Source organism: Ruegeria sp. AB10 (assembly GCF_056542745.1).
On record NZ_JBQGAI010000011.1, the window covers coordinates 46,015 to 70,914 of the forward strand.

20 protein-coding genes are annotated in these 24,900 nt (G+C 59.9%); 14 read left to right on the forward strand and 6 right to left on the reverse strand.

Annotated elements, in window-relative coordinates; all coding sequences use genetic code 11:
• The gene (locus tag ACR0NT_RS16890; protein WP_170674568.1) at positions 1-918 is read right to left on the reverse strand and encodes a dihydrodipicolinate synthase family protein; all 918 of its coding nucleotides are present in this window, start codon (positions 916-918) and stop codon (positions 1-3) included.
• 7 nt (positions 919-925) lie between these two features.
• A complete protein-coding gene (locus ACR0NT_RS16895; protein WP_170674570.1) occupies positions 926-1,636 on the reverse strand; it encodes a GntR family transcriptional regulator in 711 nt (236 codons plus the stop codon).
• A 139-nt stretch (positions 1,637-1,775) separates the two neighbouring features.
• Here ACR0NT_RS16895 and ACR0NT_RS16900 point away from each other — a divergent pair, with 139 nt between their 5' ends.
• The 4 genes from ACR0NT_RS16900 to aspT (ACR0NT_RS16915) all read left to right on the forward strand — a co-directional run bounded on the left by ACR0NT_RS16900 (position 1,776) and on the right by aspT (ACR0NT_RS16915) (position 7,092).
• Complete coding sequence (locus ACR0NT_RS16900; RefSeq protein ID WP_170674572.1) at positions 1,776-2,726, forward strand: GlxA family transcriptional regulator; 951 nt, start codon at positions 1,776-1,778, stop codon at positions 2,724-2,726.
• 409 nt (positions 2,727-3,135) lie between these two features.
• Positions 3,136-3,642, forward strand: coding sequence for a hypothetical protein (locus ACR0NT_RS16905; protein ID WP_170674574.1), 507 nt, complete (start codon positions 3,136-3,138; stop codon positions 3,640-3,642).
• Between the two features lie 118 nt (positions 3,643-3,760).
• Positions 3,761-5,392, forward strand: a complete 1,632-nt coding sequence (locus ACR0NT_RS16910) for a bifunctional aspartate transaminase/aspartate 4-decarboxylase (RefSeq protein WP_170674576.1) — start codon at positions 3,761-3,763, stop codon at positions 5,390-5,392.
• A gap of 26 nt (positions 5,393-5,418) precedes the next feature.
• Positions 5,419-7,092, forward strand: a complete 1,674-nt coding sequence (gene aspT / locus ACR0NT_RS16915; RefSeq protein WP_170674578.1) for an aspartate-alanine antiporter — start codon at positions 5,419-5,421, stop codon at positions 7,090-7,092.
• Position 7,093: 1 nt separating this feature from the next.
• Here the strand turns inward: aspT (ACR0NT_RS16915) and aspT (ACR0NT_RS16920) are convergent, their stop codons facing one another.
• Positions 7,094-8,794: an aspartate-alanine antiporter gene (gene aspT / locus ACR0NT_RS16920; RefSeq protein ID WP_170447696.1), complete on the reverse strand. Its 1,701-nt coding sequence runs from the start codon at positions 8,792-8,794 to the stop codon at positions 7,094-7,096.
• Positions 8,795-9,787: 993 nt separating this feature from the next.
• Between aspT (ACR0NT_RS16920) and ACR0NT_RS16925 the strand changes: the two genes are divergently transcribed.
• From ACR0NT_RS16925 to ACR0NT_RS16940, 4 genes are all read left to right on the forward strand, one after another.
• The gene (locus tag ACR0NT_RS16925) at positions 9,788-10,738 is read left to right on the forward strand and encodes an ABC transporter substrate-binding protein (RefSeq protein ID WP_170447698.1); all 951 of its coding nucleotides are present in this window, start codon (positions 9,788-9,790) and stop codon (positions 10,736-10,738) included.
• A gap of 77 nt (positions 10,739-10,815) precedes the next feature.
• A complete protein-coding gene (locus ACR0NT_RS16930; protein ID WP_170447700.1) occupies positions 10,816-11,853 on the forward strand; it encodes a glycine betaine/L-proline ABC transporter ATP-binding protein in 1,038 nt (345 codons plus the stop codon).
• Entirely contained in the window at positions 11,846-13,435 is a 1,590-nt protein-coding gene (locus tag ACR0NT_RS16935) for an ABC transporter permease subunit (RefSeq protein ID WP_170674580.1), read from the forward strand. Before ACR0NT_RS16930 ends, ACR0NT_RS16935 begins: the two co-directional genes overlap by 8 nt.
• Positions 13,436-13,488: 53 nt before the next feature.
• On the forward strand, positions 13,489-14,463 hold the full coding sequence (locus ACR0NT_RS16940; protein WP_170447704.1) for an arginase family protein: 975 nt from the start codon (positions 13,489-13,491) through the stop codon (positions 14,461-14,463).
• Here the strand turns inward: ACR0NT_RS16940 and ACR0NT_RS16945 are convergent.
• Together ACR0NT_RS16945 and ACR0NT_RS16950 are read right to left on the reverse strand one after the other, a co-directional pair.
• The gene (locus ACR0NT_RS16945; RefSeq protein ID WP_170447706.1) at positions 14,460-15,428 is read right to left on the reverse strand and encodes an agmatinase; all 969 of its coding nucleotides are present in this window, start codon (positions 15,426-15,428) and stop codon (positions 14,460-14,462) included. The two genes, ACR0NT_RS16940 and ACR0NT_RS16945, sit on opposite strands and share 4 nt — an antisense overlap.
• Positions 15,429-15,497: 69 nt before the next feature.
• On the reverse strand, positions 15,498-17,018 hold the full coding sequence (locus ACR0NT_RS16950; protein WP_170674582.1) for a trimethylamine methyltransferase family protein: 1,521 nt from the start codon (positions 17,016-17,018) through the stop codon (positions 15,498-15,500).
• A 183-nt stretch (positions 17,019-17,201) separates the two neighbouring features.
• Here ACR0NT_RS16950 and ACR0NT_RS16955 point away from each other — a divergent pair, with 183 nt between their 5' ends.
• Both ACR0NT_RS16955 and ACR0NT_RS16960 read left to right on the forward strand, forming a co-directional pair.
• On the forward strand, positions 17,202-19,637 hold the full coding sequence (locus ACR0NT_RS16955; RefSeq protein WP_170674583.1) for a GcvT family protein: 2,436 nt from the start codon (positions 17,202-17,204) through the stop codon (positions 19,635-19,637).
• 81 nt (positions 19,638-19,718) lie between these two features.
• A complete protein-coding gene (locus ACR0NT_RS16960; protein WP_170447712.1) occupies positions 19,719-20,690 on the forward strand; it encodes a LysR family transcriptional regulator in 972 nt (323 codons plus the stop codon).
• Here ACR0NT_RS16960 and ACR0NT_RS16965 read toward each other — a convergent pair.
• On the reverse strand, positions 20,687-21,712 hold the full coding sequence (locus ACR0NT_RS16965) for a LacI family DNA-binding transcriptional regulator (RefSeq protein ID WP_170674585.1): 1,026 nt from the start codon (positions 21,710-21,712) through the stop codon (positions 20,687-20,689). The genes ACR0NT_RS16960 and ACR0NT_RS16965 overlap by 4 nt on opposite strands.
• Before the next feature lie 153 nt (positions 21,713-21,865).
• Between ACR0NT_RS16965 and hisD the strand changes: the two genes are divergently transcribed.
• From hisD to comE, 4 genes are all read left to right on the forward strand, one after another.
• Positions 21,866-23,173, forward strand: a complete 1,308-nt coding sequence (hisD, locus tag ACR0NT_RS16970; protein WP_170674587.1) for a histidinol dehydrogenase — start codon at positions 21,866-21,868, stop codon at positions 23,171-23,173.
• A 182-nt stretch (positions 23,174-23,355) separates the two neighbouring features.
• The gene (locus ACR0NT_RS16975) at positions 23,356-23,766 is read left to right on the forward strand and encodes a universal stress protein (protein WP_170447718.1); all 411 of its coding nucleotides are present in this window, start codon (positions 23,356-23,358) and stop codon (positions 23,764-23,766) included.
• 48 nt (positions 23,767-23,814) lie between these two features.
• Positions 23,815-24,321, forward strand: coding sequence for a sulfopyruvate decarboxylase subunit alpha (gene comD / locus ACR0NT_RS16980; RefSeq protein ID WP_170447720.1), 507 nt, complete (start codon positions 23,815-23,817; stop codon positions 24,319-24,321).
• Positions 24,318-24,872, forward strand: coding sequence for a sulfopyruvate decarboxylase subunit beta (comE, locus tag ACR0NT_RS16985; protein WP_170674589.1), 555 nt, complete (start codon positions 24,318-24,320; stop codon positions 24,870-24,872). The genes comD and comE overlap by 4 nt, the downstream gene beginning before the upstream one ends.
• The last annotated feature ends 28 nt before the right edge of the window (positions 24,873-24,900 follow it).

Consider the following 24,900-nt stretch of genomic DNA (forward strand, 5'->3'; position numbering starts at 1 on the left):
TTACCCCTCCGCCACGATGTCAGCGATTGTCTTTTTCAGCACGCGCGTCACCTGTTCCAGCGCGCGCTTGTCGTCCTTGTTCAGACCCTTCAGCGGAGCCCGCATTAGACCTGCGTCAATCCCGTTCATGGTGACGCCATGTTTGATGGTCTGGATGAACTTGCCGCCCTGTTCCAGCACCCGCATCAACGGCATCATGGCAGACATGATCCGGCGGCCTTTGGCAAAATTGCCCTCGATCACGCAGGCCTGATACAGCGCCACGTGCTCGGCGGGCAGGAAGTTCGACCCGCCGCAGACCCAGAACGGTGCGCCCCAGGCGAAGAACTCCAGCGCCTGATCGTCCATGCCACAGCCCAGTTGGATATGTGGATAGTCACGGGCCAGCAGGTGCACCCGGTTGATATCGCCCGAGCTTTCCTTGATGCCGCAGAAATTCCGGCTGCGGCCAACGCGGTCAAGGAATTCCTCGCCCATCATCGTGCCGGTTCGGTGCGGGTAGTTATAAAGCATCACCGGCAGGTCAGCGGCCTTGTCGATTGCCAGCGCGTTCAACGCGTTTTCGCGGTCGGTTGGCACCGAATAGGGCGGGCTGGCCAACAGGATCGAATCCGCGCCGATCTCGCGCGCACCAGAGGCCAGTGCAACCGAATCCGATGTCAGCATCGCGCCAGTGCCAACGACCAGCGGCAGCCGTCCCTTCAGGCGCTTATGCGTGAACCGCGCCAGTTCCAGCCGTTCATCGACCGTCTGGGCATAGTTCTCGCCGGTCGAACCACCCGAGATCAACCCGTGCACACCGTTCTCGATCAGGTGTTCGATCACGTCGGACAGGGCGTCCCAATTCACGCTGCCATCCTCGTGATAGGGCGTGACCACAGGGGTATAGATCCCTTCAAATCTGAAAATCGGGTTCATTCCGTCCTCATGCAGGTTTCGAAAGCGGCGGGACGCCCATCGGGACATCCAGCGCGTCAGGCATCACGAACAGTTCGATCTGATCGCGTGACAGGTTCCAGTGATCCTCGGCCAGCTGCGCAGCAGCCGCCTCGTCGCCCGCCTCGATGGCGGCGATGATGGCGTCATGCTGGGTGCTTGCTTGGGACAGGTTTTCGGACATTTTGGCCGTCTGCGGCCGGTAAAAGGTCATCCCGATCCGGGCGTGATCGATCAGCAGCCGGTTGAACGACGGCAGCAGGTAGACATTGCCGGACATCGCGCCGGTCACGTCGTGAAACCGGTTATTGGCCATCGCCCGATCCTCGGGTGATCCGGTGCGCAGCGCGGCTTTGAAGGCCTGCTGCGCCTCTTTCAAATCCTCAATCTGCGCGCGGGTCGCGTTCTGAGCCGCCAGCCGCAGGACCGCGCCATAGACCATCGGCGCGGCCAGGAAAAAGTCGCGCAGTGTCGTGTAGGACATCTCGGACACGCGGGCGCTGCGGTTGGTGCGCAGGTCCAGATAACCTTCGCCCGCCAACTGCCGGAACACCTCGCGTAGCGGTGTGCGCGAGAGGCCGAACGCATCGGACAGATGCGCCTCGTCCAGGTCCGCACCCGGCTTCAGGCGCAGGGTCAGGATGGACACCCGCAGATGCTCGGTCAGTTGAGCTTTGCGGGATTTGGCATTGTCTTTCATCCATCCCTCCTCAAATGGGTCGTGCGAATCGCATCGCAGCTTGCGTGCACATTCTGTACTCTAAGAAAATACAACTTGTATACATAAAAAAATCATGCAGCATAGACCATCGACTACGCCAAGCTGAACGGAACGCCCGATGAGCCAACCGCGCCACATCACATTCATTCTGATCGAGGAATTCTCGCACCTTGCCTTTTCCTGCGCGGTTGAACCGCTGCGAATCGCAAATCTGGTCAGTGGAGAAGACCTCTATGACTGGACCTTCCTTTCGGAACATGGCGATCAGGCGGTCTGTTCCAACGGATCGGTCACGCTGGTGCATGGTAGCTTGGAGACGCTTCCGAAGACCGATCAGTTGTTCGTGCTTTCAGGCATCCATATGCGCAACCATGTAACGCGTGCATTGCTGGCAGCCTTGCGGCGCGAAAGGGCGAAGGGAACTGCCATCGGTGCATTGTGCTCGGGCGCCTGGCTGCTGGCCGAGGCCGGTTTTCTGGATGGAATGCAGGCTGCGATCCACTGGGAATACCATGATGCCTTCATGGAGGCGTTCCCCGAAGTGAACCTTGTGCGCAGCGTCTTTGTGGCCGACGAAAAGCACATCACGGCCTCGGGTGGCACAGCGACGGCCGACCTGATGCTGCACCTGATCGGGCGCGATCATGGTGAGGAGCTGGCGGTCGCTGTGGCAGATCAGATGGTCTATAATGCAGTGCGCAATGCCACGGCGAAACAACGGGTGTCGCTGCAGTCGCGCAACGGGATGCGCAACGCCCATCTGGCCAAAGCAATCCACATCATGCAGGGCTGTATCGAAGCGCCGGTGTCGCCGTCACAGATTGCCGAGGATCTGGGCATCTCGACCCGGCAGCTGGAGCGGCTGTTCGGCAAATACCTCAACACCTCACCCAAGAAGTACTTCATGGAGCTGCGTCTGGAGCGCGCCCAGAAACTGCTGCTGCAGACCGAGGCATCGGTGACCGAGGTCGCCATGGCCTGCGGGTTCGAAAGCCCCGGCCATTTCTCGCGCGTGTACCGGTCCAGTTTTGGCGTCACACCACATGCGCAGAAAAGCAAAATCGATTGACTGTAAGCGGCGGGGGGAGCTGCTCTGACCGTCGGCGAGCCCGGTTGGTCAGGCGCTCACCCCCTGGTCCCGCTCGTACCCCCTCGTTAAATTCAAACTCGTAAACTGATAAGCAGGATTGAGCTTTGATAGACGCCAAAATGGGCATAACTATTACAAGATCGTGTCAGATATATGTAGGTTTTGGCCCAAATCACCGCGTGTGTCCCAATTCAGACGGCGGGAAAACCTGCACAAACAGACACATATTGAGCCCCAGAGACCACTTGTATTTGCCTTGAAGCCTGCTTTGTGGCATTTTTATTATGCCAGCAAAGGGACAATTTCTGCAAAAAATGGCGTTAAATCGCAACCGATTTATTTCGAGAGTTTCCAAGTCCTCATCAGGAGTTAACGTTGGAGGACGCGTATGAATTTGGAATCCCACCAAGCCGCCGTGGAATTTGCGCCGCGTATTATTTCTATTGCCAGACGTGAGCGGCAGATTTGCCAGGCCTCCAAAGCGGCCGAAGTCGCGTTTGAACGTATCGCCGGTGCGGCAAATGACGGCGTTGCGATGCAAAGTGAATTGCAGGATCGGGTTTTTTCCATCTTCCGCTGGTATTTTCTGTCGGCCTTTTGCACGCGCCTACTGACGGATGCCGCGCATCGGCTTGAGCATCAGACCTTGCAGGTGTCGGTAGATATCTTCAGCGCGGTCAAAATGGTTCTGACGGAAAGTGAAATCGAACGCTCAATGGCGTTGGTCAGTGTCGAGCGCACCTCCCCCACGGTGGTGCGGGCCAATGATATCGGCAGCCGCGGGCACACCGTGGGCTGGGTTGCCGCCGGGTTGCATGAAAAAGGCCGGGATTTCCCGGATGAGATTCAGAATGCCCTGGCCGGTGCGCTGGCGGCCTCTGCCCGGATCAACTGATCCCGCAGCAGTAATTGCCCTTACGTCAGGTTCTGACAGCGCAGTTTACACAAGCGCAAATCCTTGCGTACGATCCGGGTGAATTCTTCCGATTGATTTAACGCAAGGGTTTGTAACCATGTCAGAAACACTGGACCTGCATAAGTTCGAGAACCTAAGCCCCTTTCAGATCAAAGACGAACTCATCAAGCTGGCTCAGAAAGAGTCGCGTCAGATGGCGTTGCCTTATCTGAATGCCGGGCGTGGCAATCCCAACTGGATCGCCACCAAGGCGCGCGAGGCGTTCTTCCTGCTGGGGCAGTTCGCCATGACCGAAGCGCAGCGTCACCGCTATGAACCGCAGGTCGGGCTGGCGGGGATGCCGCAGGGGCCGGGCTGTTATGACCGGCTCAAGGCCTATTGCGCCGACTCGGTTGCAAGGAACGGTCCTCCGGGCGCGGATACACTGGCCGCCGTTGTGGATTTTGCGATTGAGAAATTTGGCTTCACGCCGGACGATTTCGTGCTGGAACTGACCGACGGCATCGTCGGCGACCACTATCCGATGCCGGATCGATGCATGAAACACAATGAGGCCATCGTCCATGAATACGTGATGTGGGCGATGTGCGCGGGGCATCGGCCGGACGCAAAGTTCGACATCTACGCGGTCGAAGGTGGTACCGCCGCGATGTGCTATATCTTCAAGGCGCTCAAGAACCAGCGCTTGCTGAACGCGGGCGACACTATCGCGCTGGGCACGCCGATCTTTACGCCTTATCTGGAAATGCCGGTGCTGGAAGATTACGGGCTGAACGTGGTGGATGTGTCCTCGGAAGAGGAAGATCATTTCCAGCTGACCGACGAAGACCTTGAACAGCTGGCCGACCCGAAGGTCAAAGCGCTGTTTCTGGTCAACCCAGGCAACCCGTCCTCGGTCGCGATCAGCCCCGAGGTGATGGCCCGGCTGGTCGAGTTCGTCAAAACCCGGCGTCCCGATCTGATCATCCTGACCGATGACGTCTATGGTACGTTCATTCCGAACTTTCAGTCGGTGATGGGGCACCTGCCCGACAATACGATCGGGGTCTATTCCTACTCCAAGTATTTCGGCTGCACCGGCTGGCGGCTGGGCGCGATTCTGGTGTCTGAGAACAACATCTTCGACAAGATGATCGCCGAAGCCCCGGAGGAGACCAAGGCCGTCGTCAACGCGCGGTACGAGACGCTGACCCCGGATCCGTCCTCGTTCAAATTCATCGACCGGATCGTTGCCGACAGCCGCGATGTGGCGCTGAACCATACGGCGGGACTGTCGCTGCCGCAGCAGGTAATGATGACGCTGTTCTCGCTGGTCGAATTGATGGATGAGGACAAAGGTTATCAGAAATCCTGCTGGGGCATCCTGAAACACCGTTTTGATGAGCTGGTCGATGGGATGGGCATCGACGTGCCCGACAACCCGCTGTTCGACCGGTACTACGGCATCATCGATTTCGAGTTCTGGCTGCGCAAATATGTTGGCGAAGAGGTGGTCGAGTGGATCAAGGAAAATGTCCACCCGCTGGATATTTCGTTCAAGCTGGCGCAGGACCACGGGATCGTGCTGCTGAACGGGTCGGGTTTTGATGCGCCCAATTGGTCAGCACGGGTGTCCTTCGCCAATCTCGATGACAGCGCCTATCGTCAGATCGGCCGTGCGGTGCGGGCGGTGGCTGTGGGCTATGTGCAGGCCTATCGCGCCTCGAAAGGGTTGCCGTTGCACGGCTGAACAACGGCGCAGGGGGAGGGGCCGAAATGGAAGTGATCGGGTCGATCTTTGGCCACCATCCCGCTCTGGCCCTGTTCTGCAGCCTCGCCCTTGGATATGCGTTGGGAAAAATCACCATAGGCTCGTTCACGGTGGGATCGGTGGCCGGTTGCCTGCTGGCCGGTGTACTGGTCGGCCAGACAGGGGTGGTAGTGTCGGATGACCTGAAACAGGCGTTTTTCCTGCTGTTCCTGTTTTCCATCGGTTACCGGACGGGGCCGCAATTTTTCCGATCCCTGAACCTGCACGCCTTGCCGCAGATTGCCGTCACCGTTTTGCTGTGTGTTGTGGCGCTGGTTGTGGCCGCGCTGCTGGCCCCGCTGATGGGGCTGTCGGTCGGGATCGCGGCGGGCCTATTGGCGGGCGGTGTGACCGAAAGCGCTACGCTGGGAGTGGCGATAGACGCCTTTGCCAAAACCGGGGCCGACGAGGCGGCGCAGCAGATTTTCGATGGTGAGATCGCCACCGGTTTCGCCGTTGCCTATTTCGTCGGCGTTATCGCCACGATCTTTTTCCACACTCAACTGGCCCCCCGGTTCTATGGCCGGTCACTGAAAGAGGCTTGTGCGGAACATGAGGCCGAGCTGGACAACAATGGCGCGCCGATGGTGTCGGAACACCGCGATTTTGAGGCCCGCGCCTATCGTATCAATCCCGAATTCGCGGGCCGTCGCATATCCGAGCTTGAGGCCCGCGTTCCCGACCATGTCCGCGCCTTTTTCGACCGGGTGCGACGCGGGGACAAGATCCTGCCGACCTCGCGCGATATGGTTCTACAAGAGGGCGACATCGCCGCCATTGCGGGCGTGCGGTCCTATCTGATCAATCACACTGCCATGCTGGGGGAGGAGGTTGAAGACCCCGAGCTTCTCGATCTTCCCGTGCAAACCAACGATATCGTTGTGACCAATAAAGAGGTGGTCAACCAAACCCTTGCCGAACTGTCCGCCCGCCCCGAGGCGCGCACCATCTATCTGCGCGGTATCATGCGCAGCGGCGAGCGGCTGCCGATCTTTCGTGGCGTGACCCTGCACAAGGGCGATGTGCTGACCGTATCGGGCACCCGCAGCCATATCGAAGATGCCGCCGCGCGTTTGGGCTATCTGGACCGTGAAACCAACAAGACCGACATGGTCTTTGTGGCCTTTTTCATCCTGCTGGGCGGGCTGATCGGCATCCCTGCGCTGAAATACGGTGCGATCGAGCTGGGTCTCGGCACCTCGGTCGGGGTGCTGCTGGGTGGGCTGGTGGCGGGGTGGCTGCGCTCGGTCCACCGGACATTTGGCTTTGTGCCCGAGGCGACACTGTGGATCTTCGACTCGCTGGGGCTGTGCGTGTTCGTGGCCTGTGTCGGCATAACTTCGGGGCCCAGCTTTGTGACGGGGGTGATGGAAAGCGGGCCATCGCTGATCTTCGGCTCGGTTGCGATTGTGCTATTGGCCCACGGATCGGCGGTGATAGTCGGCCGCAAGGTGTTTGGGATAAACGAGGGCGTTCTGGCTGGCACCTGCTGTGGGGCAGGGACCTCGGCACCCGGTTTGGCTGCCGTGCAGGAGGCCGCCCAAAGCCAGGTTCCGACACTGGGTTACGGCCTCGGCTACGCCGTGGGCAATGTGCTGCTGGCCCTGTGGGGCTCGGTCATCGTGATCCTGCTGATGTAGCTTACGGCACGAAGGCCACGACCAGCGGGCCCCAGAGCGTCAGGAAGATGTTCGCCACCGCATAGGTCATGGTGAAGGCGGGTGTCGGGGTTGCGTTCCCGGTTTTTTCCAGCAGCGTCGCAAAACCCGGATTGCCGGATCTGGACCCGGTTACAACCGCGCAGGCCTCGACCGGGTTTTTGATGCGCAGGACGAAATAGTTGATCGGGAACTGAACGATCATCGGCATCAGCGTGACGACGACACCCAGCAACAACAGGGTAATGCCGTATTGCTGTATCGCCTCCAGCGCGGGCTTGCCGGCGTTCAGGCCAACGACCCCGACAAAGACCGCAAGGCCAAAGCTTTGCAGGAAATTCGCGGCCCCCCGGTTGATGCCGCCGATCTTGGGCCGCCGGATACGCATGTATCCGATGATCAACCCGGTCACGAGGCATCCAAGACCAGACCCAAGCGCCACTTTTGTACCTGCGATGACAAAGCTGATTTCGCCGATCAGGTAACCGACAGCCACGCCGATCCCCAGCGCGATAAAATTCGTGACCGAGGCCGCGGGCGGCACATAGCCTGCCACCTTTGATACCCGGTTCAGATCGTCTTTGTGGCCGACGATTGAAACCTCGTCGCCCGCGTGGATTTCGGTGTTGTGCAGAACAGGCACATCATGCCCCATGCGCGTGATCTTCGAGATATGGACCCCGCGGCGTTGATCCGCCGTCAGTGCGTCGCGCAGCTCTGACAGGGTCTTGCCTGCCAGCTTGCGGTTGGTGATGACGACATTGCGGCGCTCTTCCACGATAGTCAGTTCGGGCGGGTACTCTCCGATCTCGCCACTTGCGGTGCCTTCGAACTGCGTCAGGGTTGCAACCAAGGCGGATACGACAATTACGTCTCCGGCGCTGACGACAGTTTCGGGCGTTGGGTCAACCGGAGCACCGTTTTGCAGGAGCTTTTCGACAATCAGATCGCCGTCATATCCACCTTCGATGGCTTTCACCGTTTGCCCCGCGATGGCGGCGTCGGCATTCACCTGATAGGCGCGGGCGTCGAACCGGTTCATCGGAAGGAATTCGCCTTCCTCCAGCTTGCGACCACCACCGCTGAGCTTTTGGGCAAGCTTGATCGCCTCTTGCCGCAGGTCGACGCGCAGAATGATCGGAATGACGCTGACCGCAAGGATCGGGCCGATCGAGCCGAAGATATAGGTGACCGAATACCCAACCGCGATGTTGGTCTTGAGCTTTTCGGCCTCATCTGCGGCCAGTCCCAGCAGGTCGATGGCGTTGCCGGCGGTGCCGATGATGGCCGATTGCGTCAGCCCTCCGGCGGCCAGACCGGCCGCCAGCCCCTTGTCCAGCCCGGCCAATCGAGCAACGACGATGACAAAGAACAGCCCCCAAAGGGTCATCATGAACGCTGCCAGCAGCTTGGTCAGGGCGGTTCGGTTCAGGGCTGCAAAGAACTGCGGCCCGCCGTTGTAGCCGACCATGAAGATGAACAGCGAGAAAAAGACGTTCTGAACATCGGTGCTCAGGTTGATGCCGCCGATCTGGCCCACGAAGACCGCCACCAGCAGGGTACCGGCGATGCCACCCAGTTCGAACTTGCCGACCCGAAATTTGCCGACGCCGTATCCCAGGCCCAGACAAAGAAACAGCGCCATGATCGGATAGGCGCGCAGCTGTTCTGTGATCAATTCCATCTCAAACTCTCCAGGTTGCAAGTCTGGCTTTAACACCGCCGCAAAAGACGTCTCAGGACGCTGATAAATCTTGGAAATTCAGATTACATGCACCGCGCTGCGCTTAGGGTAAGCATCGACTTTGCGTTCTGTCAAATGGCCACTAAGACCCAGAGCGCGCGAGGGTGGCCGGAACCCGGACGATACATCCCGACCGTTGTATCAAAGTCCGATTGAAAGCCCTGCGGATATGCGGTTCCAGCCTGCGATTGCAGCTAGTCGTGACCGTCGCAGCAATGTGTCCTGTCGGCCTCAGCCCCGACTATGGCCGATGCTAGTATTGCGCAGGGCGAGCCTGTTTTGGCTGCGATTGATATCGCAAAGACCCGCCATGAAGTTTTGATTTCGGTTCCGGTCAAAAAACGCCGTCTCCGGCTTAGAGGTGAAGCTGGTGTCGTCGGTCGCATGTTTGCCATTCTTGGTCCTTCGTTTCCTAAACATAATGATGGACCAGTTCGGTTGGAGAGGCTCATGTGTTTTTAGGCTGTTATTTAAAGCCAAAGTGCTGGCGTATAAAAGAGATCGCTCAACATGTTCCCAATCGCAAACAGCGCTCGCCGCTGGCATGGGCCTAGCGGTTCCGTCCGCCAAAAGTGCCGGGCATTGACGTGCGGGCCGTGTTTCAGTGCGCCCTTGGCAGAACGACACAATATTCCGGCACAGTTTTGGGCGGGAGCGGCCTAATTTCTTGCATTGGCGCGGAGTTTCAAAAGACGCCTCTATTTGCAAAAAAGCGAAATTAAATTACGATAATGTCGCATAATACGGATTGCCGCATGTAGCTCTTGAAGGGCGGCGTGCTGGCATGGTTCAATTTTCTGGCCAACCCGGCGCAGCAAGCCGCTGGCCAAGAAAACGGGGAAGTTTCGCCTTCCCGCTAATGTTCGCAAGGTGTGCCAACGTCCATTTAGGACACAAAAAAAGCATCACGAACGACCAACATGGAGATATCAGATGAAAAAACTTGCAACGCTTTTGGGAGGCGCATCGATGGCGGTCGCAGCGCCGGCGATGGCTGCAGATATCGTGATCGGCGTACCGAACTGGCCGTCGGTGAATGCCACTGCGCATATTCTGAAGGTGGCGATCGAACAGAACCTTGGGCTTGAGGTCGAGCTGCAGAACGGGACCAACCCGATCGTGTTCGAGGCGATGGATTCCGGCGCCATGCATGTTCACCCCGAAGTCTGGATGCCGAACCAGAAGAACCTGCATGATACCTATGTCACCGACAAAGGTACTGTTGCCTTTAACCCCAACGGTGTTGAGGCGTTCCAGGGCATGTGCGTCGACAAGGCGACTGCGGATGCCAACGATATCCGTTCAATCGAAGATCTGACCAACCCCGATGTTGCCGCGCTGTTCGACAGCAATGGCGACGGTCAGGGCGAGGTTTGGATCGGGGCGCCGGGTTGGGCCTCGACCAATGTCGAGAAGATCCGCGCCAAGTCTTATGGCTATGATCAGGTGATGGAACTGACCGAGATCGACGAGACGGTGGCCTACGCCAATCTCGACAATGCGATCAAGGCGGGCGACCCGTGGGTCGGGTTCTGCTATACGCCGCACTACGTGTTTGCCCTGCATGATATGCAGATTCTGGAAGAGCCGGCCTATGACGCGTCCAAGTGGAACGTTCTGCAGCCCACCGACGATCCGGACTGGCTTGAGAAATCCGAGGCCGGCGTTGCCTGGGATCTGGCCTATCTGCACCTGCACTATGCAAAATCGCTCGAGGATGAGTTCCCCGAAGTTGCCCAGTTGCTGGCGAACATGAAGCTGGACACCGACACGGTCTCGGCCATGACCTATGCGCTGGTCATCGAGGGCAAAGAGCCCGCAGCCTATGCCGAGGAATGGGTGGCTGCCAACGAAGATGCCGTTCTGGGCTGGATGTCTCAGTGATTGATACCAACCGGAATTGAATACCGGACAGGCCGTCGGACATGTCCGGCGGCCTGTTTTGCATCAAAGGGACAAGTATGACCGAAACAGTCGTAAAACTGACGGATGTGTGGAAGATCTTTGGCGCTCGGGCCGAAGAGGCCATGGAAGCCGTGCGGAACGAAGGCATTGGAAAGCCCGAAGTTCTGGAAAGATTCAATTGCGTCGTGGGCGTCCAGGGGGCCACCTTCGATGTGCCGCGGGGCGAGATTTTCTGCATCATGGGCCTGTCGGGTTCGGGTAAATCGACGCTGGTGCGGCACGTGAACCGCTTGATTGAACCGACCTCGGGCAAGATCGAGATTCTGGGCCACGACGTGTCGCAGATATCCGAGGCCGAGCTGCGCCGCATCCGGGCACAGCAGATCGGGATGGTATTTCAGCACATGGCGCTGATGCCGCACCGCTCGGTTCGCGATAACGTGGCTTATCCGCTGGAAATTCGCAAAGTGTCCAAGTCCAAGCGCTGGGCGGTCTCGGATCACGCGCTGGGCCTGGTGGACCTGACCGGCTATGAAGACCGGCTGCCCAAGGAGCTTTCGGGCGGGATGCAGCAGCGGGTGGGGATTGCCCGCGCGCTGGCCTCGGACCCGGAAATCCTGCTGATGGATGAACCCTTCTCGGCCCTTGATCCGCTGATCCGGCTGCAATTGCAGGATCAGTTCAAGGCACTGGTGGCGCAGTTGCAGAAGACCACGCTGTTCATCACGCACGATCTGGACGAGGCCATTCGCATCGGTCACCGCATCGCCATCATGAAAGACGGGGTGATCGTGCAGATCGGAACGCCCGAGGACATCGTCATGAACCCGGCGGATGACTATGTGCGTGAGTTCGTGCAGGGCATCTCGAAACTGAAACTGGTAAAGGCGCATTCGATCATGGAACCGATGGGCAGCTATTCCGGCCCGCTCGACGGCGCTCCGCGCGCGGATGAGGGCGCGGACCTGGACCAGCTGATCGATCTGGCCGTGAACACGGACATGCCGGTCGTCATCACCGATTCCGGCAGCGACGTAGGTATCGTGACCAAACCGCGTCTGCTGCGCGGAATTCAGGGAGGCAAAAATGACTGATGCAGCAATGGAAATGAAAGTCACGGCCGCCTCCGATATCGAGGTCGACCGCGAGGCGCTGGACCAATCCATTCACGAATTCGTCGGCCCGAATGGTGACTACTACGTCACTGCGTTTCACAAGATCCACGATGCCACCAGCGCATTGCCCAATACGTTCAATATCTGGGCGGCGGTGTTGGGGCCGTTCTGGTCGGCATCACGGGCGATCTGGGGGATGTTCTGGACCTTCCTGATCCTTGAGATCATCGCCTGGGTTCAGATCGGGCGTGGTGCCTGGGGGAACCCCGGTGCCGATCTGGCAGATCGGGCCGAACGGCAGCAGACCCGCGCCAATGAGTTGCTGGAGCGCGCGGCCGCCGCAACGGAACAAGCGGATATCGACCGTTTCAACCGTCTGGCCGAGAACATCCAGAAGGCAGCGGACAGCAGTCTGGCGCAAGCACAGGCGGCTCAGGCCGAGGCGTCGGGGATCATGATCACCGGACTTCTGATGCTGCTCGTCTTCAAGCTGGCTCAGGGGTTCTACGCGGACCGGGTCTATGAAAAGCAGTACTCGAAATGGCGGATCGATCCGACCAGCACGGAAAGTGGTCGGTCGACGCGCAATACGGTTCTGGGCGCGATTCTGGTGGCCGCGATTGCACCGCTGATCATCTACAAGTTCACGGTGAACGCGTCGCTGGCGATGCTGGATGCTTTCCCCGAGGCGGAGGTGTCCGCGTTGATACTGGGTGAGGGCGAGGGCACGATCTTCTCGAACCTTGCCAGTTGGATGGAGGCACAGATCGACGCCGCCGCCGCCGCTGGTGGAGATGTCTTTGACGGCATTGTCGCCGGTGTCCGCTCGGTTCTGGATGCTTTGACGATCGCTCTGATCGGGTCGCCGTGGCCGGTGGTGATGCTTGTCATCTGCGTGACCGCGTGGCGTGCGGCGGGGCCGCGCGTGGCAATCTTCACCGCGTCCTCGCTCGCTTACATCGCCTTGCTGGGCTATTGGGATGTGGCGATGGAGACGGTTGCGCTGGTCGGAGCAGCGGTGTTGCTGTGCGTGGTGTTTGGCATCCCGCTGGGCATCTGGTTCGGTAAATCTAAGCGAGCTTATCGCGCGGCGGAACCGGTACTGGACCTGATGCAGACGCTGCCAGCCTTCGTCTATCTGATCCCGATCATCGCCTTCTTTGGCACCGGTAACCCGCCGGGCATTCTGGCCACGATCATCTTTGGCATGCCGCCGGTGATCCGACTGACGGCGCTGGGGATGCGTGGCGTGCCGGAAAGCATCAAAGAGGCGGCGGTCGCCTTCGGTGCCTCCAAATGGCAGTTGCTGAAGGATGTGGAGATCCCGCTGGCCTTGCCATCGATCATGACCGGCGTGAACCAGACCATCCTGATGTGTCTGTCGATGGTTGTGATCATCTCGCTGATCGGCGGCGGCGGTCTGGGCAAGGAAATCCTTGAGGCGCTGCAATATGCGGCCAAGGGTCCGGGTCTGCTGGGCGGGTTCGCCATCCTGTTCCTTGCCATGGTGATGGACCGGATCGTGCAGGGCGCCTTCCGGCGAGAAGACGAGAAAATCTAAAGCACACGCCCCCGGTTGCCGCCGGGGGCGTTTTTCTTTGACCGGGGAAGACAATGACCGATCGCTATGAACAGTCCATGATGGACAATCTCTATTGGTGGGGCGTGCCCACCTTGTTCCGCTGCCCTAATGAGGGGCCCGAAGGGAAAGACATCGCGCTGGTGGGCGTGCCTCATTCAACCGGTAACGGCACGACCGAACGGGATCAGCATCTGGGTCCCCGCGCCTTGCGCCACGTCTCGGCCGTGCAGCGCCGGGTGCATTCGGTGTTCGGGATCGATCCGTGGAACAGCGCGAAAATTGCCGATGTGGGCGACGTGCCGTTTCCGCGTGCGAACGACAATGAGGACTGCATCGAACGCATCACCGCCTTTTACAAGGATATCGACGCGGCAGGTGCGCGGCCGGTATCTGTCGGAGGCGATCACTCAATCACGGGCGGGATCGTGCAGGCGCTGGGTAACGGCAAGCTGGCGGGTGGAGGACCGGTCAGTTTCCTGCATCTGGACGCGCATACGGATGTGTTCACCAAGGTCGATCATTTTCTGGGCGCCAAGAAATCGGCGGCCCATTGGGGAGCGTATCTGGCAGATCAGGGGCAGGTCGATCCGACGCGGTCGATGCAGATCGGTCTAAGAGGGCATCCGCGCAGTCTGGATTGGCTGCAACCGTCGTATGATTATGGCTACAACATCGTCACCATGCGCGAATTCCGGCAGCGCGGGCTTGCAGATGTGGTGGCGCAGACGCGCGAGGTTCTGGGTGACCGTCCGGTGTATATCACTTTCGATCTGGATTGCCTCGACCCGACGGTTGCGCCCGCCGTGTCCAATCTGGAACCCGGCGAAAAGGGGTTCGACATTGATGAAGCGGTCGGCATTCTGCGGGCAGCGCGGGGCCTGAATATCGTGGGCGGAGATGTCGTCTGCATGATGCCCACCAAGGATAGCCCGAACAACATCACCGCCCTGACGGCTGCGGCGGTGATGTTCGAGATGATCTCGATGATTGCAGAAAACGTCAGTTAGCGGCGCGCATCCACAGCCTGCGCCAGCACGCAGAGCAGTTCGAACATCAGAGAGATACCCAGCCAAGCCGTGCCGCCCTCGGGATCGAAGGGCGGTGCGACCTCGACCAGATCGGCGCCGACCAGATTGATACCCGCCATCTGGCGAATGACCTGCTGCGCCTGAAAGCTGTTAGGTCCGCCTATTTCGGGCGTGCCGGTGCCGGGGGCATAGGTCGGGTCCACAAAGTCGATGTCATAGGTGCAATAGGTGGGCGCGGTGCCAACGATGTTGCGCACTTCGGCCATCACGTCATTGATACCGCGGTCGAACAGTTCCTCGATCCGGATGATGCGGATGCCCTGTGCCTCGCCCCATTCAATGTCTTCGGTGTTATAGGCGGTGCCGCGAATGCCGACCTGAACAAAGCGTTTGGGGTCCACCAGCCCTTCTTCGACCGCGCGGCGAAACGGGGTGCCGTGGGTGAATTTGTGGCCGCCGAAATAGGTGTCGAACAAGTCGGTGTGGCTGTCGAACTGGATCAGTCCCAGCGGGCCGGATTTGGCCAGTGCACGCAGGACGGGCAGGGTCGTCAGGTGATCGCCCCCGGCGGTCAGGGGGGTGATACCGCGCGCCGTCAGATCGGCGTAGAAACGGGTCACCCGGTCCAGCGTATCCTGGATACCCACCGGGTTCGGCGCGACATCGCCCAGATCGGCGCAATTGACCATGGAAAAAGGCGCAACGCCGGTCACCGGGTTCATCGCGCGGATCATCGTGGAATAGTCCCGCAACTGACGCGGCCCGTGCCGTGCGCCCGGGCGGTTGGTGGTGCCGCCGTCCCACGGGATGCCGATCAGACCCAGCTCAACTTCGGCAATGCGGTCGTGGTCCCGCGTCATGCTGGGTAGTCGCATGAAGGTGGGAATGCCGGCAAACCGGGCAAGCTCCATCGCCGAGACCGGCTGAAAAAACGAATTGGTCATGTGCTCCCCCTCACTGGCTCTGGGGCGAGCCTAGCGACAGTTTCAAGACTTGGGAATGGGTTGGCGCGTTCAGATCAGGATGCGAAAACGCTTGCGGATTTCGGCGTCCTGCGCGTCGGTCAGGTATTTGGGGTGATGGGAGGCCAGAACCTCTTTGGCCTTTGCACGCGCGGCAGACCAGGCGTCGGTTGCGCCTTCCTCTTCCCATGTGCGCGGCTCGTTCCTGTCGGCGAGGGAAGGGTAGAAATAGTCCCGCTCCATCGCCTCATATGTATGAGTGCTGCCAAGGAAATGGCCGTCCCCCAGAACCGACTGACAGATCGCGTCAAAGCCCAGATTCTCTTGGGTCACTTCGATCCCCCGCAAGGCCCGATAGGTGTGAGAGTGCATTTCGTCGTCCAGAACAAACGCTTCGAAACTGGCCCCCAGCAGCGATGCGGTCATGCCCGAACTTTCATAGATCAGGTTGCCCCCGGCCAGCGCGGCGGCCAGAGAGGTCATCGCCTTCTCGGCCCCATATTGCGCGTCGATGGCTTTGGCGTCGGTCATCGACGCGGCCACGCCCGAGGGTAGGCCCAGCCAGTTGGTAATCTGCGCCGAGGCTGCATTCAGAATGGCGGTTTCTCCGCTGCCCCCGGCGAAAGACCCGGTGCGCAGGTCCACGATGAATGGCCAGTTGGAAAACACCATCGGAAAGCCGGGCTGGATCGCGTTGACCATCACAAGGCTGGCCAGCGTTTCGGCCAGAGACTGCGCCAGAAACCCGGCCAGAGTGGCGGGGGCCGTGGCCCCGGCCTGCGCGGCGGTAATGCAGGACATGGGAATGTTGTGGGCAACGCATTCATAGACCACGTCCACCGCATCCTCTCCATAGCGCAGCGGAGAAATCACCGGGCTGATATGGGCCTTCAGAAAGGGCCGCTTGGCAAACTCGCCTGGCCCCCCGGCCACGATATCCAGCATTTCGACAATGGGCGCGACGTTTTCGGCCAGCGTGAACGAGGTGGCCACCGGTTTGGTCGTGTTGCGCACCAGTGCATAGGCCGTGTTGACGTCCAGATCGCGCACATCGGGTACATCGGTCGCCACGCAGCAGCGGGTAAACCAACTGACATTGGCCAGCGTATCCTGCAATCGGGTGAAGTCATGCAGATCGACCAGCGTGGACGGGCGGTAAAACCCGCTGTCGAGGTCCAGCGTCTGCACGGCCGCGCCTCCGGTGCCAAAAAAGACGCGATCACCGCCGACCCCGATCGAACGGGTTTCATCGCGGCCGTGGAACGTGAATGTCTTGGCAGCCGCCCTGACTAACCGTTCCACCATTTCGCGTGGGAAAACCAACCGGTCCTGTTCTCCCGACTGGGCGCCCGCCGCTCGTAAGTCGGCGGCCAGACGGTCAGGCACATTGCCCATGCCCAGCGTCTGGAGCAGACGTAGGGCGGTGTCGTAGATTTGCTCAAGCTCAGTTGGGGACAGAGGTTTGAACGCCCCCCCTTTCTGGCCGGGCGGGCAGGGGTCGACCACAGGTTTGGCCGCGCGCTGGGCGTGCCTCGCCCGCCGACCGCTTCGTTTGCCACCTTCCAAGGACATGCCGCTCCTTTCCCGCTCTCCCTTCGGGCACACTAAGCGGCGACTCTGCCCCGCGGCAAAGGGGAACTGCAAATTTCAGAAACCTCAATAGCAGTTTCGATTTTTCCATACAGTCACTGCCCCTATTGTCGGTTCAACCCGTTCTTACGCAAGACTTGTTCTGGACCAAAGGGAGCAGAGCCAATGAAATCGCGCACCAAAGTTGTTGTTATCGGGGGCGGGATTGCTGGATGTTCAACGCTGTACCACCTGACGCAGGAGGGGTGGGCAGATGTGGTTCTGGTCGAGCGCAACGAGCTGACGTCGGGCACGACATGGCATTCTGCGGCGCAGGTGACGAATTTCGGCATGAACCAGACGATGGTCGGTCTGAAATCGCACTCGATCCAACTGTACAAGGAACTAGCCGAAGACCCGGACTATCCGATCAATTACCACCACGGAGACGGCGGAATCCGTCTGGCGAATACCGAGGCGCAGATGCAGGGGTATCGCCATTTTGCCTCGATGGCGCGCGGGATGGATGTGCTGTTCGAGGTGATCGACGCCGAGGAATGCGCCCGCCGTCATCCGCTGATCTCAACCGAGAATCTGATCGGCGGTTTGTGGGATCCGATGGATGGCGACATCGACCCGGCGCAGCTGTGTCAGGCGTTGGCCCGCCGGGCGCGCAAGGCCGGGGCCGAGGTGTACCGCAACACGCCGGTTGTCGCATTGACCCAGCACAGCGATGACACCTGGAGCGTTCACACCGAACATGGCGATATCGATTGTGACATCGTGGTAAATGCCTGCGGGTACCGGGTGAACGAGGTCGGCGCGATGATGGGGGTGCACCATCCGGTCGCGTCCATGGAGCACCAGTATTTCCTGACCGAAGAGATCCCTGCCATTCGGGATGCAGGTCACAGGATGCCCCTGCTGCGCTGTCCGATCAGCGACTATTATTGCCGACAGGAAAAGAACGGGCTGTTGCTGGGGTTCTACGAACAGGACTGCAAGACATGGGGTATGGACGGGATTGACCCGAATTTCGTCAACGCCCTTTGCCCGGATGATCTGGACCGGGTGACCGATGTGTTGGAGGGCGCATTTGCCCGCATGCCCGCATTGATGGAGGTCGGGGTCCACACGGTCGTCAACGGCCCGATCACCTATACGATCGACGGTGCGCCTCTGGTCGGGCCGATCCCGGGCAAACGTAATGCGTTCTGTATCATCGGTTTGCGCGCCGGGCTGGGCGAGGGCGGCGGCCACGGCTGGCTGCTGGCCCAACAGATTGTGCATGGTGAGGCGTGTTATGACACGTGGTGTCTGGACCCGCGGCGGTTCACCGGCCATGCGAATGTGGAGCTGACGGCGCTGAAGGCCGTCGAAGATTATCAGAACGAGTTCCGGTTTCACTTCCCGCATGAACACCGCCCTGCCGGACGGCCTGCCAAGACGACGCCTCTGACCCCCGTTCTGGCCGCCGAGGGCGCAGAGTTCACCGTCGTCAACGGGTGGGAGAGGGTAGAGTATATCAAGCCCACCCCCGATTTCTCGCCGTCCCTCAGTTTCGGTTTTGACGAAACATTCGATCTGGTCGCGGCAGAGGTCGCCAATGTTCAGAACGGCGTCGGGCTGGCCGAGGTGAACGGGTTCAACCGGATTGAGATCACTGGAGCGGACCGGCACACCTTTTTGGATCGGATGGTCTGCGGGACGGTCACCCGGCGTGAGGGCCGTGTTGGGCTGGGCTATCTGCTGAACCATCACGGTATGGTCAAGGCCGAGGCGACCATTGCCAACCTGCCCGCCAGCGACCGGGGTCCGCATCGGCTGTGGTACGGGTCCGCCGCCGCCAGCGAGTTCCACGACATGGATTGGCTGACCCAGCATGTGCGGAAGGGCGAAGACGTGCACCTGCGCAGCCTGACCAACGACCAGACCATTCTGGTTCTGGCCGGCCCCAAGGCGCGCGATGTCCTGTCCGCCTGCGCGCGCGGCGACTGGTCGGCTGAGGCTTTCCCGTGGCTCAGCCTGCGCGAATGTTTCGTCGGAATCGCGCCGGCGACAGTGATGGGCGTCAGTTTCTCGGGCGAGCTGGCCTATGAAATCCATGTTCCCAACGCCTCGCTCTACGCAGCCTATCTGGCGTTGCGGCAGGCCGGAGAGGCCCATGGGCTGAAACTGTTCGGTGCACGGGCGGTGGAGTCCATGCGTTTGGAAAAGAGTTTTCTGCATTGGAAAGCCGACCTGATTACTGAATTTGATCCCTTCGAAACCGGCCTCGACCGCTTTGTGAAGCTGGACAAGGGCGATTTCATCGGACGGGATGCCTTGTTGAAGCGACAGGCCGAGGGGCCACGCAAAAAGCTGGTCGCCTTGCAAGTTCACGCCACGCAGCAACCTGCCCATCCCGGGGCGTCGTTGATGCAGGGTGAACGGGTTGTGGGCACGATCACCTCGGGCGACTGGGGGCATCGTACGGGCCTGAACCTGGCGCATGGCTTTGTGCAACCCGATCTGGCCGATATCGGAACTGAAATGGAATTGGATTCCTGCGGTCAGCGCGTGCGCGCGACGGTTATCCCTCGTTCACCTTATGATCCGGGTTTTGAACGTATCAGGGCGTGATCCCCCGGCTAACTTCGCCATTGCCGTTTGCATCAATCTTTGCTTGGTTTGTTTCGAAGAAATCGAAACAACGGGTGCGCGGTGTCCAAATCTCTGAGTCTTCGCTGGCTAGAAGTCTTCCGACTGGTCGCCAAATCGGGATCGATCCAGCAGGTCGCGTCTGAAACGGGGCTGTCGATCAGCACAGTCTCGAACCATTTGCGCAGTCTTGAGGGCGCGCTGGGCGTTGATCTGGTTGACCACGGGCGCCGCCCGATGGGGCTGACCCCGGCGGGCGAGGTGTTTGCGCGCTATGTCCGTGACGGGCTGACGGTGCTGAAACGGGGCGAGGCCGAAATCCGTTCCGGCAACTGGAAGCACGCGACGGACCTGCGGCTGGCCCTGATCGACGATTTCGACAACCAGATCGCGCCGGACCTGTTCCGCTTTCTGGCGCACGCTCTGCCGCGTTGCAGCTTTCGCCACTACACGCGCCCCAGCCACGAGATCCTCACCAATCTGCAGGAACATAAGCTGGATGCCGGGGTCGCCACGCGCCCCTCGGAACGGACCGACGGCCTGATCGAATACCCGCTGATGCGCGACCCGTTTATCGTGATCCTGCCCAACACGTTCCGCGGTGAACCCGAAGACCTGCTGAAACCGGATGCGGAATTGCCGCTGCTGCGCTATTCGCGGGACTTCATGATCGGCAAGCAGGTCGAAATTCAACTGACCCGCAGCAAGTACAACCTGCCCAACCGGTTCGAGATGGAGTGCAACCACTCGATCATCGGTCTGGTCGCCGAGGGCAGCGGCTGGGCGATCACGACCGCCGCCTGTTTCCACCGCGCGCAGAGGTTCCATGACAGCGTCCGGGCGCTTCCGTTCCCGGGGCGCAACTTTGTCCGAACAGTGTCCCTGTTCACGACCGAGGTGTATCCCGAGACGACCTCGAAGCTGATCCAGAAAGTGATGGCAAAGCTGATCCGCCAGCATTTCACCGACCCGATGTGTGAAGCCCACTCTTGGTTAAAGGACGATTTCCGCACCATGGAGGCCGAGGCCGCCTAGGCGCTGACCGGTGGGCCAAGGGATTGACGTTCAACAATATGCGTAGCCAGCCGTATGCCTGTGCCCGGGGTCCGGCTTTCAAGCATATCGACCAGTGCCACCGCCGCCCGGCGACCCATTTCCCGGTGGGGCACGTGCACGGTGGTCAGCGCAGGCGTGGCGACGTGGGCCAGCTCGATATCGTCGAATCCGGTGACTGAAACATCCTTGGGCACCTTCAATCCCATCTCGCGCGCCCGATGCAGCGCACCGACGGCCAGAACGTCGTTGCCGCACAGAATGGCCGTCGGTCGGGTGTTCTTTGACATCAGTCTGGAAAAGGCCTCGGCACCGTTTTCGATCTGATAGGGGGTTTCGAGGATCGTCAGATTCGACGGGGAAAGCCCGCTGTGCCGGACCGCGTCCCGTATACCCTCGACCCGCAGACGTGCGCGATCATTGCCTGCGGTGACGCCGGAAATCACCCCGATCCGTTGATGGCCCAGCCCGATCACGCGCTTGGCCAGCTCGGCCATCGCCGCGCGATTGTCAAAACCGACCGAGGCAATCTGCGCTTCGGCCAGAAAGGACCATGCGATCATTACCGGGATGTTGCGGCGCGCGAGATCCTTGTAAATCTTGGGGCTTCGGTCATGCCCGATCAGCAGCACCCCGTCTGCACCGCGCGCGACCAGCGTCCGTATCTGCTCTGCTTCAAGGTCGGGGTCGTAGGCCGAGCTGGAAACCAGCAGGGTGTAACCGCGCTGATGCAGTTCTTCCTGAAAGGCCTGCAGGCCGCGCGCAAAGATCGCATTCTCCATGGTGGGAATGATCGCGCCGATCGTCCAGGATCGCTTGGCCGCCATCACCCGCGCGGCAAAGTTCGGCGTGTATCCCAGCCTGTCCACTGCCGACAGAACGCGCTGACGCGTCGCCTCAACCACCCGCTCGGGATCATTCAGACAGCGCGATACTGTCGCTGTCGAAACGCCAGCCAGCTTGGCGACATCATCCAGTGTGGGCGCGGATCGAAGTTTCGGCATTTTCAAACCTGAGATTTGCTTTTGCCAAAAAGCCTAACCTCAAGTGAAACTTAAGAAAAGTGGAAATGTAAGCGCTTGCATTTTTGATGTAAGCGCTTACAAATCTCGATGAGCCGAATCCGGGAAAAGGCCAAAGAATAGGAACCGCTGCCCATGCCTCGTGACTATTTGAAAAAAGCGACTTTGACAGCGCAATCCCATGCCTCTGAGGTGCATGATACGGTCCGGACCATCCTTGCCGATATCGAGAAAGGCGGTGATGCAAAGGCGCTGGAATACGCGGCCAAGTTCGACAGGTTCGACGGCAATGTCCTGATGACTCAGGACGAGATCGACGCTGCCATCGCAAAGGTTCCGGAAAAGCTGAAGGCCGATATCCGCTTTGCCCATGACAACGTGCGCCGCTTTGCCGAAACGCAGAAGGCAACCGTGGCCGATGTGCAGACCGAAATCGTTCCGGGGTTCGTTGCTGGCCAAAAGGCAATCCCGGTGGACGCGGCGGGCTGCTATGTGCCCGGCGGGCGCTATAGCCATACTGCCAGCGCGATCATGACTGTCACGACCGCCAAGGTCGCCGGATGCCGCCACATCACCGCCTGCTCTCCGCCGCGTCCGGGCGAGGGGGTTGCGCCCGCGATTGTCTATGCCGCGCATATCTGCGGGGCCGACAGCATCTTGGCCATGGGCGGGGTGCAGGGTGTGGCGGCGATGACCTATGGCCTGTTCGGTCTGCCGCGCGCCAATATTCTTGTGGGGCCGGGCAATCAGTTTGTGGCCGAGGCCAAGCGCATTCTCTACGGCAAGGTTGGCATCGACATGATCGCAGGCCCCACCGACAGCCTTATCCTTGCCGACAACAGCGCGGATGCGCATGTGGTTGCCACCGATTTGGTCAGTCAGGCCGAGCACGGGTATAACTCGCCCGTCTGGCTGGTGACTGATGACCGTGAATTGGCGCAGAAGGTTTTGGAATTGGTGCCGGTACTCATCGACGATCTGCCCGAACTGAACCGTGAAAACGCCGCCGCCGCGTGGCGCGATTATGCCGAGGTGATCGTCTGTTCGGATCGCGAGGAAATGGCCGCCTGTTCCGATGAATACGCGCCCGAGCATCTGACCGTTCAGGCCGAGGACCTGGATTGGTGGCTGGACCGGCTGACCTGTTATGGGTCGTTGTTTCTGGGGGAAGAGACCACCGTGTCTTACGGAGACAAGGCCACCGGCACCAACCACGTTCTGCCGACCTCGGGTGCGGCCAGCTATACCGGGGGGTTGAGTGTGCACAAATACATGAAGATCGTCACCTGGCAGCGGGCCACGCGCGAAGGATCAAAGCTCGTCGCCGTTGCAACCGCGCGCATTTCCCGGCTTGAGGGGATGGAAGGTCACGCCCGTGCCGCGGATGTGCGTCTGGCCAAGTATTTCCCGGATGAGCAGTTCGACCTGCGCGCAGATGGGTGAATCCCGGATGCCGCTTGATCCGTCGATGCGGGAGGCTCAGAGCCGAAAATGCGCCGCACTGCCTTGCGGGAAATCACTTTTTTCGGCACCGTATACACTTACGGCCGAGGATTTCCGGCAGACCGCGCAGGCCATTTTGACGGCCGTCTGTGGACCAAGGTCCGACAGAAACGGAGGGTTCCATGTATAAGAAAATTCTTGTTCCAATGGCGCTGGATCACGGCATTTCGCAGCACACGCTGGAAGTGGCCCGGGCGCTTTCGGCGGAAGACAGCGAGATTATTGCGCTGCATGTTTATGAGATGCCGCAGGGCTCGGTCAGTGCATATCTGGACAAAGACGCGGTGGCTGACGGGTTTCGTGCGGCGACCAATTTGCTGCGTAAAAAGACCGAGGAGCTGGAGGGCATTCAGCCCGAGATCGTCAAGGGCCATACCGCCCGGACCATCATCGATTATGCCAACTACAACGGCTTTGACTGCATCGTCATCGGCTCGCACAAGCCGGGCCTCAGCGACTATTTCCTGGGCTCGACCGCATCGCGTGTGGTCCGCCATGCCGGCTGTGCCGTGCATGTGCATCGCAGGATCTGAACCCACAATCGCGCCCCAGGCGCCCCAAGCAGGACGGACAGACCGGATATGAACATAGACAAGAAGATCACGGATGATCTGGTCGCAAACGATATCTCGTTTGTCACCACTGTGCCGTGCAAGCAGCTGGCCGGGGTTATCGAGGAAATCGACAAGCGCGATGGTATCTATCACATCCCCTCGAACAAGGAAGACGAGGGCATGGGGCTGTGTGCGGGGGCATGGATGGGCGGTAAACGCCCCGCCATCATCATGCAGAACACTGCCATCGGTGTGACGATCAACACGCTGGCGACGCTGATCCAATATTACCGGATGCCGCTGCCCATGCTGATTTCCTATCGTGGAGAGTTGCGCGAACCCATCGCCTGTCAGGTGGAAATGGCCGTGCACACCAAGGCCCTGCTGGCGCAGCTGAACATCCCGACCTACCACTTCCACCATCAGTCGGATGTGGCCGAGCTGGACGCGATCCTGAAATACACCTTCATGTGCAACAAGCCGGTTGCCATTCTGACCGACGCCAATTTCTGGGGAGGCTATGGCGACCAATGATCCGTTCTGAAATCCTGAAGGAAATCGCCCCGATCCTGCGTGATCAACTGGTCGTCTGCAATATCGGTATCCCCAGCCAGGAGCTGCACGCTATCGACGATCAACCGACCAATTTCTATATGCTGGGTACGATGGGTCTGGCCTCGTCTATCGGGCTGGGCTTGGCGCTGTCGCAGCCGAAACCGGTAATCGTGATCGATGGGGATGGATCCATTCTGACCAACCTGGGCACGCTGCCGACCATCGCGAACAACGTGGCCGACAATTACATCCTGTTGATCATCGACAACGGCTCTTACGGGTCGACCGGGGACCAGCCGACCTATGCGGGGCGGAAAACCTCGCTGGCGAAGATGGCCGAGGCTGCGGGCTGTGACCACGTGATCGAATGTCCCGCCGAAGACACCGGGCGCGTGCTGCAAGAGGCGTTGGATGCCAGGCAGATGACCATCATCGTCAGCAAGTGCGAAAGCGGCAACGCCAAGATGCCGCCAATCACGATGGACCCGGTGGTGATCCGTGATCGGTTCATGAAGGCCGTTCAGGCGTGAGGAAATCAAGGCGCAGAAATGATGCTTC

What these genes read in the sequence shown, in the direction of transcription:
- ACR0NT_RS16890 (WP_170674568.1), bottom strand. Translation starts at nt 918, where the DNA reads ATGAACCCGATTTTCAGATTTGAAGGGATCTATACCCCTGTGGTCACG.
- ACR0NT_RS16895 (WP_170674570.1), bottom strand. Translation starts at nt 1,636, where the DNA reads ATGAAAGACAATGCCAAATCCCGCAAAGCTCAACTGACCGAGCATCTG.
- ACR0NT_RS16900 (WP_170674572.1), top strand. Translation starts at nt 1,776, where the DNA reads ATGAGCCAACCGCGCCACATCACATTCATTCTGATCGAGGAATTCTCG.
- ACR0NT_RS16905 (WP_170674574.1), top strand. Translation starts at nt 3,136, where the DNA reads ATGAATTTGGAATCCCACCAAGCCGCCGTGGAATTTGCGCCGCGTATT.
- ACR0NT_RS16910 (WP_170674576.1), top strand. Translation starts at nt 3,761, where the DNA reads ATGTCAGAAACACTGGACCTGCATAAGTTCGAGAACCTAAGCCCCTTT.
- aspT (WP_170674578.1), top strand. Translation starts at nt 5,419, where the DNA reads ATGGAAGTGATCGGGTCGATCTTTGGCCACCATCCCGCTCTGGCCCTG.
- aspT (WP_170447696.1), bottom strand. Translation starts at nt 8,794, where the DNA reads ATGGAATTGATCACAGAACAGCTGCGCGCCTATCCGATCATGGCGCTG.
- ACR0NT_RS16925 (WP_170447698.1), top strand. Translation starts at nt 9,788, where the DNA reads ATGAAAAAACTTGCAACGCTTTTGGGAGGCGCATCGATGGCGGTCGCA.
- ACR0NT_RS16930 (WP_170447700.1), top strand. Translation starts at nt 10,816, where the DNA reads ATGACCGAAACAGTCGTAAAACTGACGGATGTGTGGAAGATCTTTGGC.
- ACR0NT_RS16935 (WP_170674580.1), top strand. Translation starts at nt 11,846, where the DNA reads ATGACTGATGCAGCAATGGAAATGAAAGTCACGGCCGCCTCCGATATC.
- ACR0NT_RS16940 (WP_170447704.1), top strand. Translation starts at nt 13,489, where the DNA reads ATGACCGATCGCTATGAACAGTCCATGATGGACAATCTCTATTGGTGG.
- ACR0NT_RS16945 (WP_170447706.1), bottom strand. Translation starts at nt 15,428, where the DNA reads ATGACCAATTCGTTTTTTCAGCCGGTCTCGGCGATGGAGCTTGCCCGG.
- ACR0NT_RS16950 (WP_170674582.1), bottom strand. Translation starts at nt 17,018, where the DNA reads ATGTCCTTGGAAGGTGGCAAACGAAGCGGTCGGCGGGCGAGGCACGCC.
- ACR0NT_RS16955 (WP_170674583.1), top strand. Translation starts at nt 17,202, where the DNA reads ATGAAATCGCGCACCAAAGTTGTTGTTATCGGGGGCGGGATTGCTGGA.
- ACR0NT_RS16965 (WP_170674585.1), bottom strand. Translation starts at nt 21,712, where the DNA reads ATGCCGAAACTTCGATCCGCGCCCACACTGGATGATGTCGCCAAGCTG.
- hisD (WP_170674587.1), top strand. Translation starts at nt 21,866, where the DNA reads ATGCCTCGTGACTATTTGAAAAAAGCGACTTTGACAGCGCAATCCCAT.
- ACR0NT_RS16975 (WP_170447718.1), top strand. Translation starts at nt 23,356, where the DNA reads ATGTATAAGAAAATTCTTGTTCCAATGGCGCTGGATCACGGCATTTCG.
- comD (WP_170447720.1), top strand. Translation starts at nt 23,815, where the DNA reads ATGAACATAGACAAGAAGATCACGGATGATCTGGTCGCAAACGATATC.
- comE (WP_170674589.1), top strand. Translation starts at nt 24,318, where the DNA reads ATGATCCGTTCTGAAATCCTGAAGGAAATCGCCCCGATCCTGCGTGAT.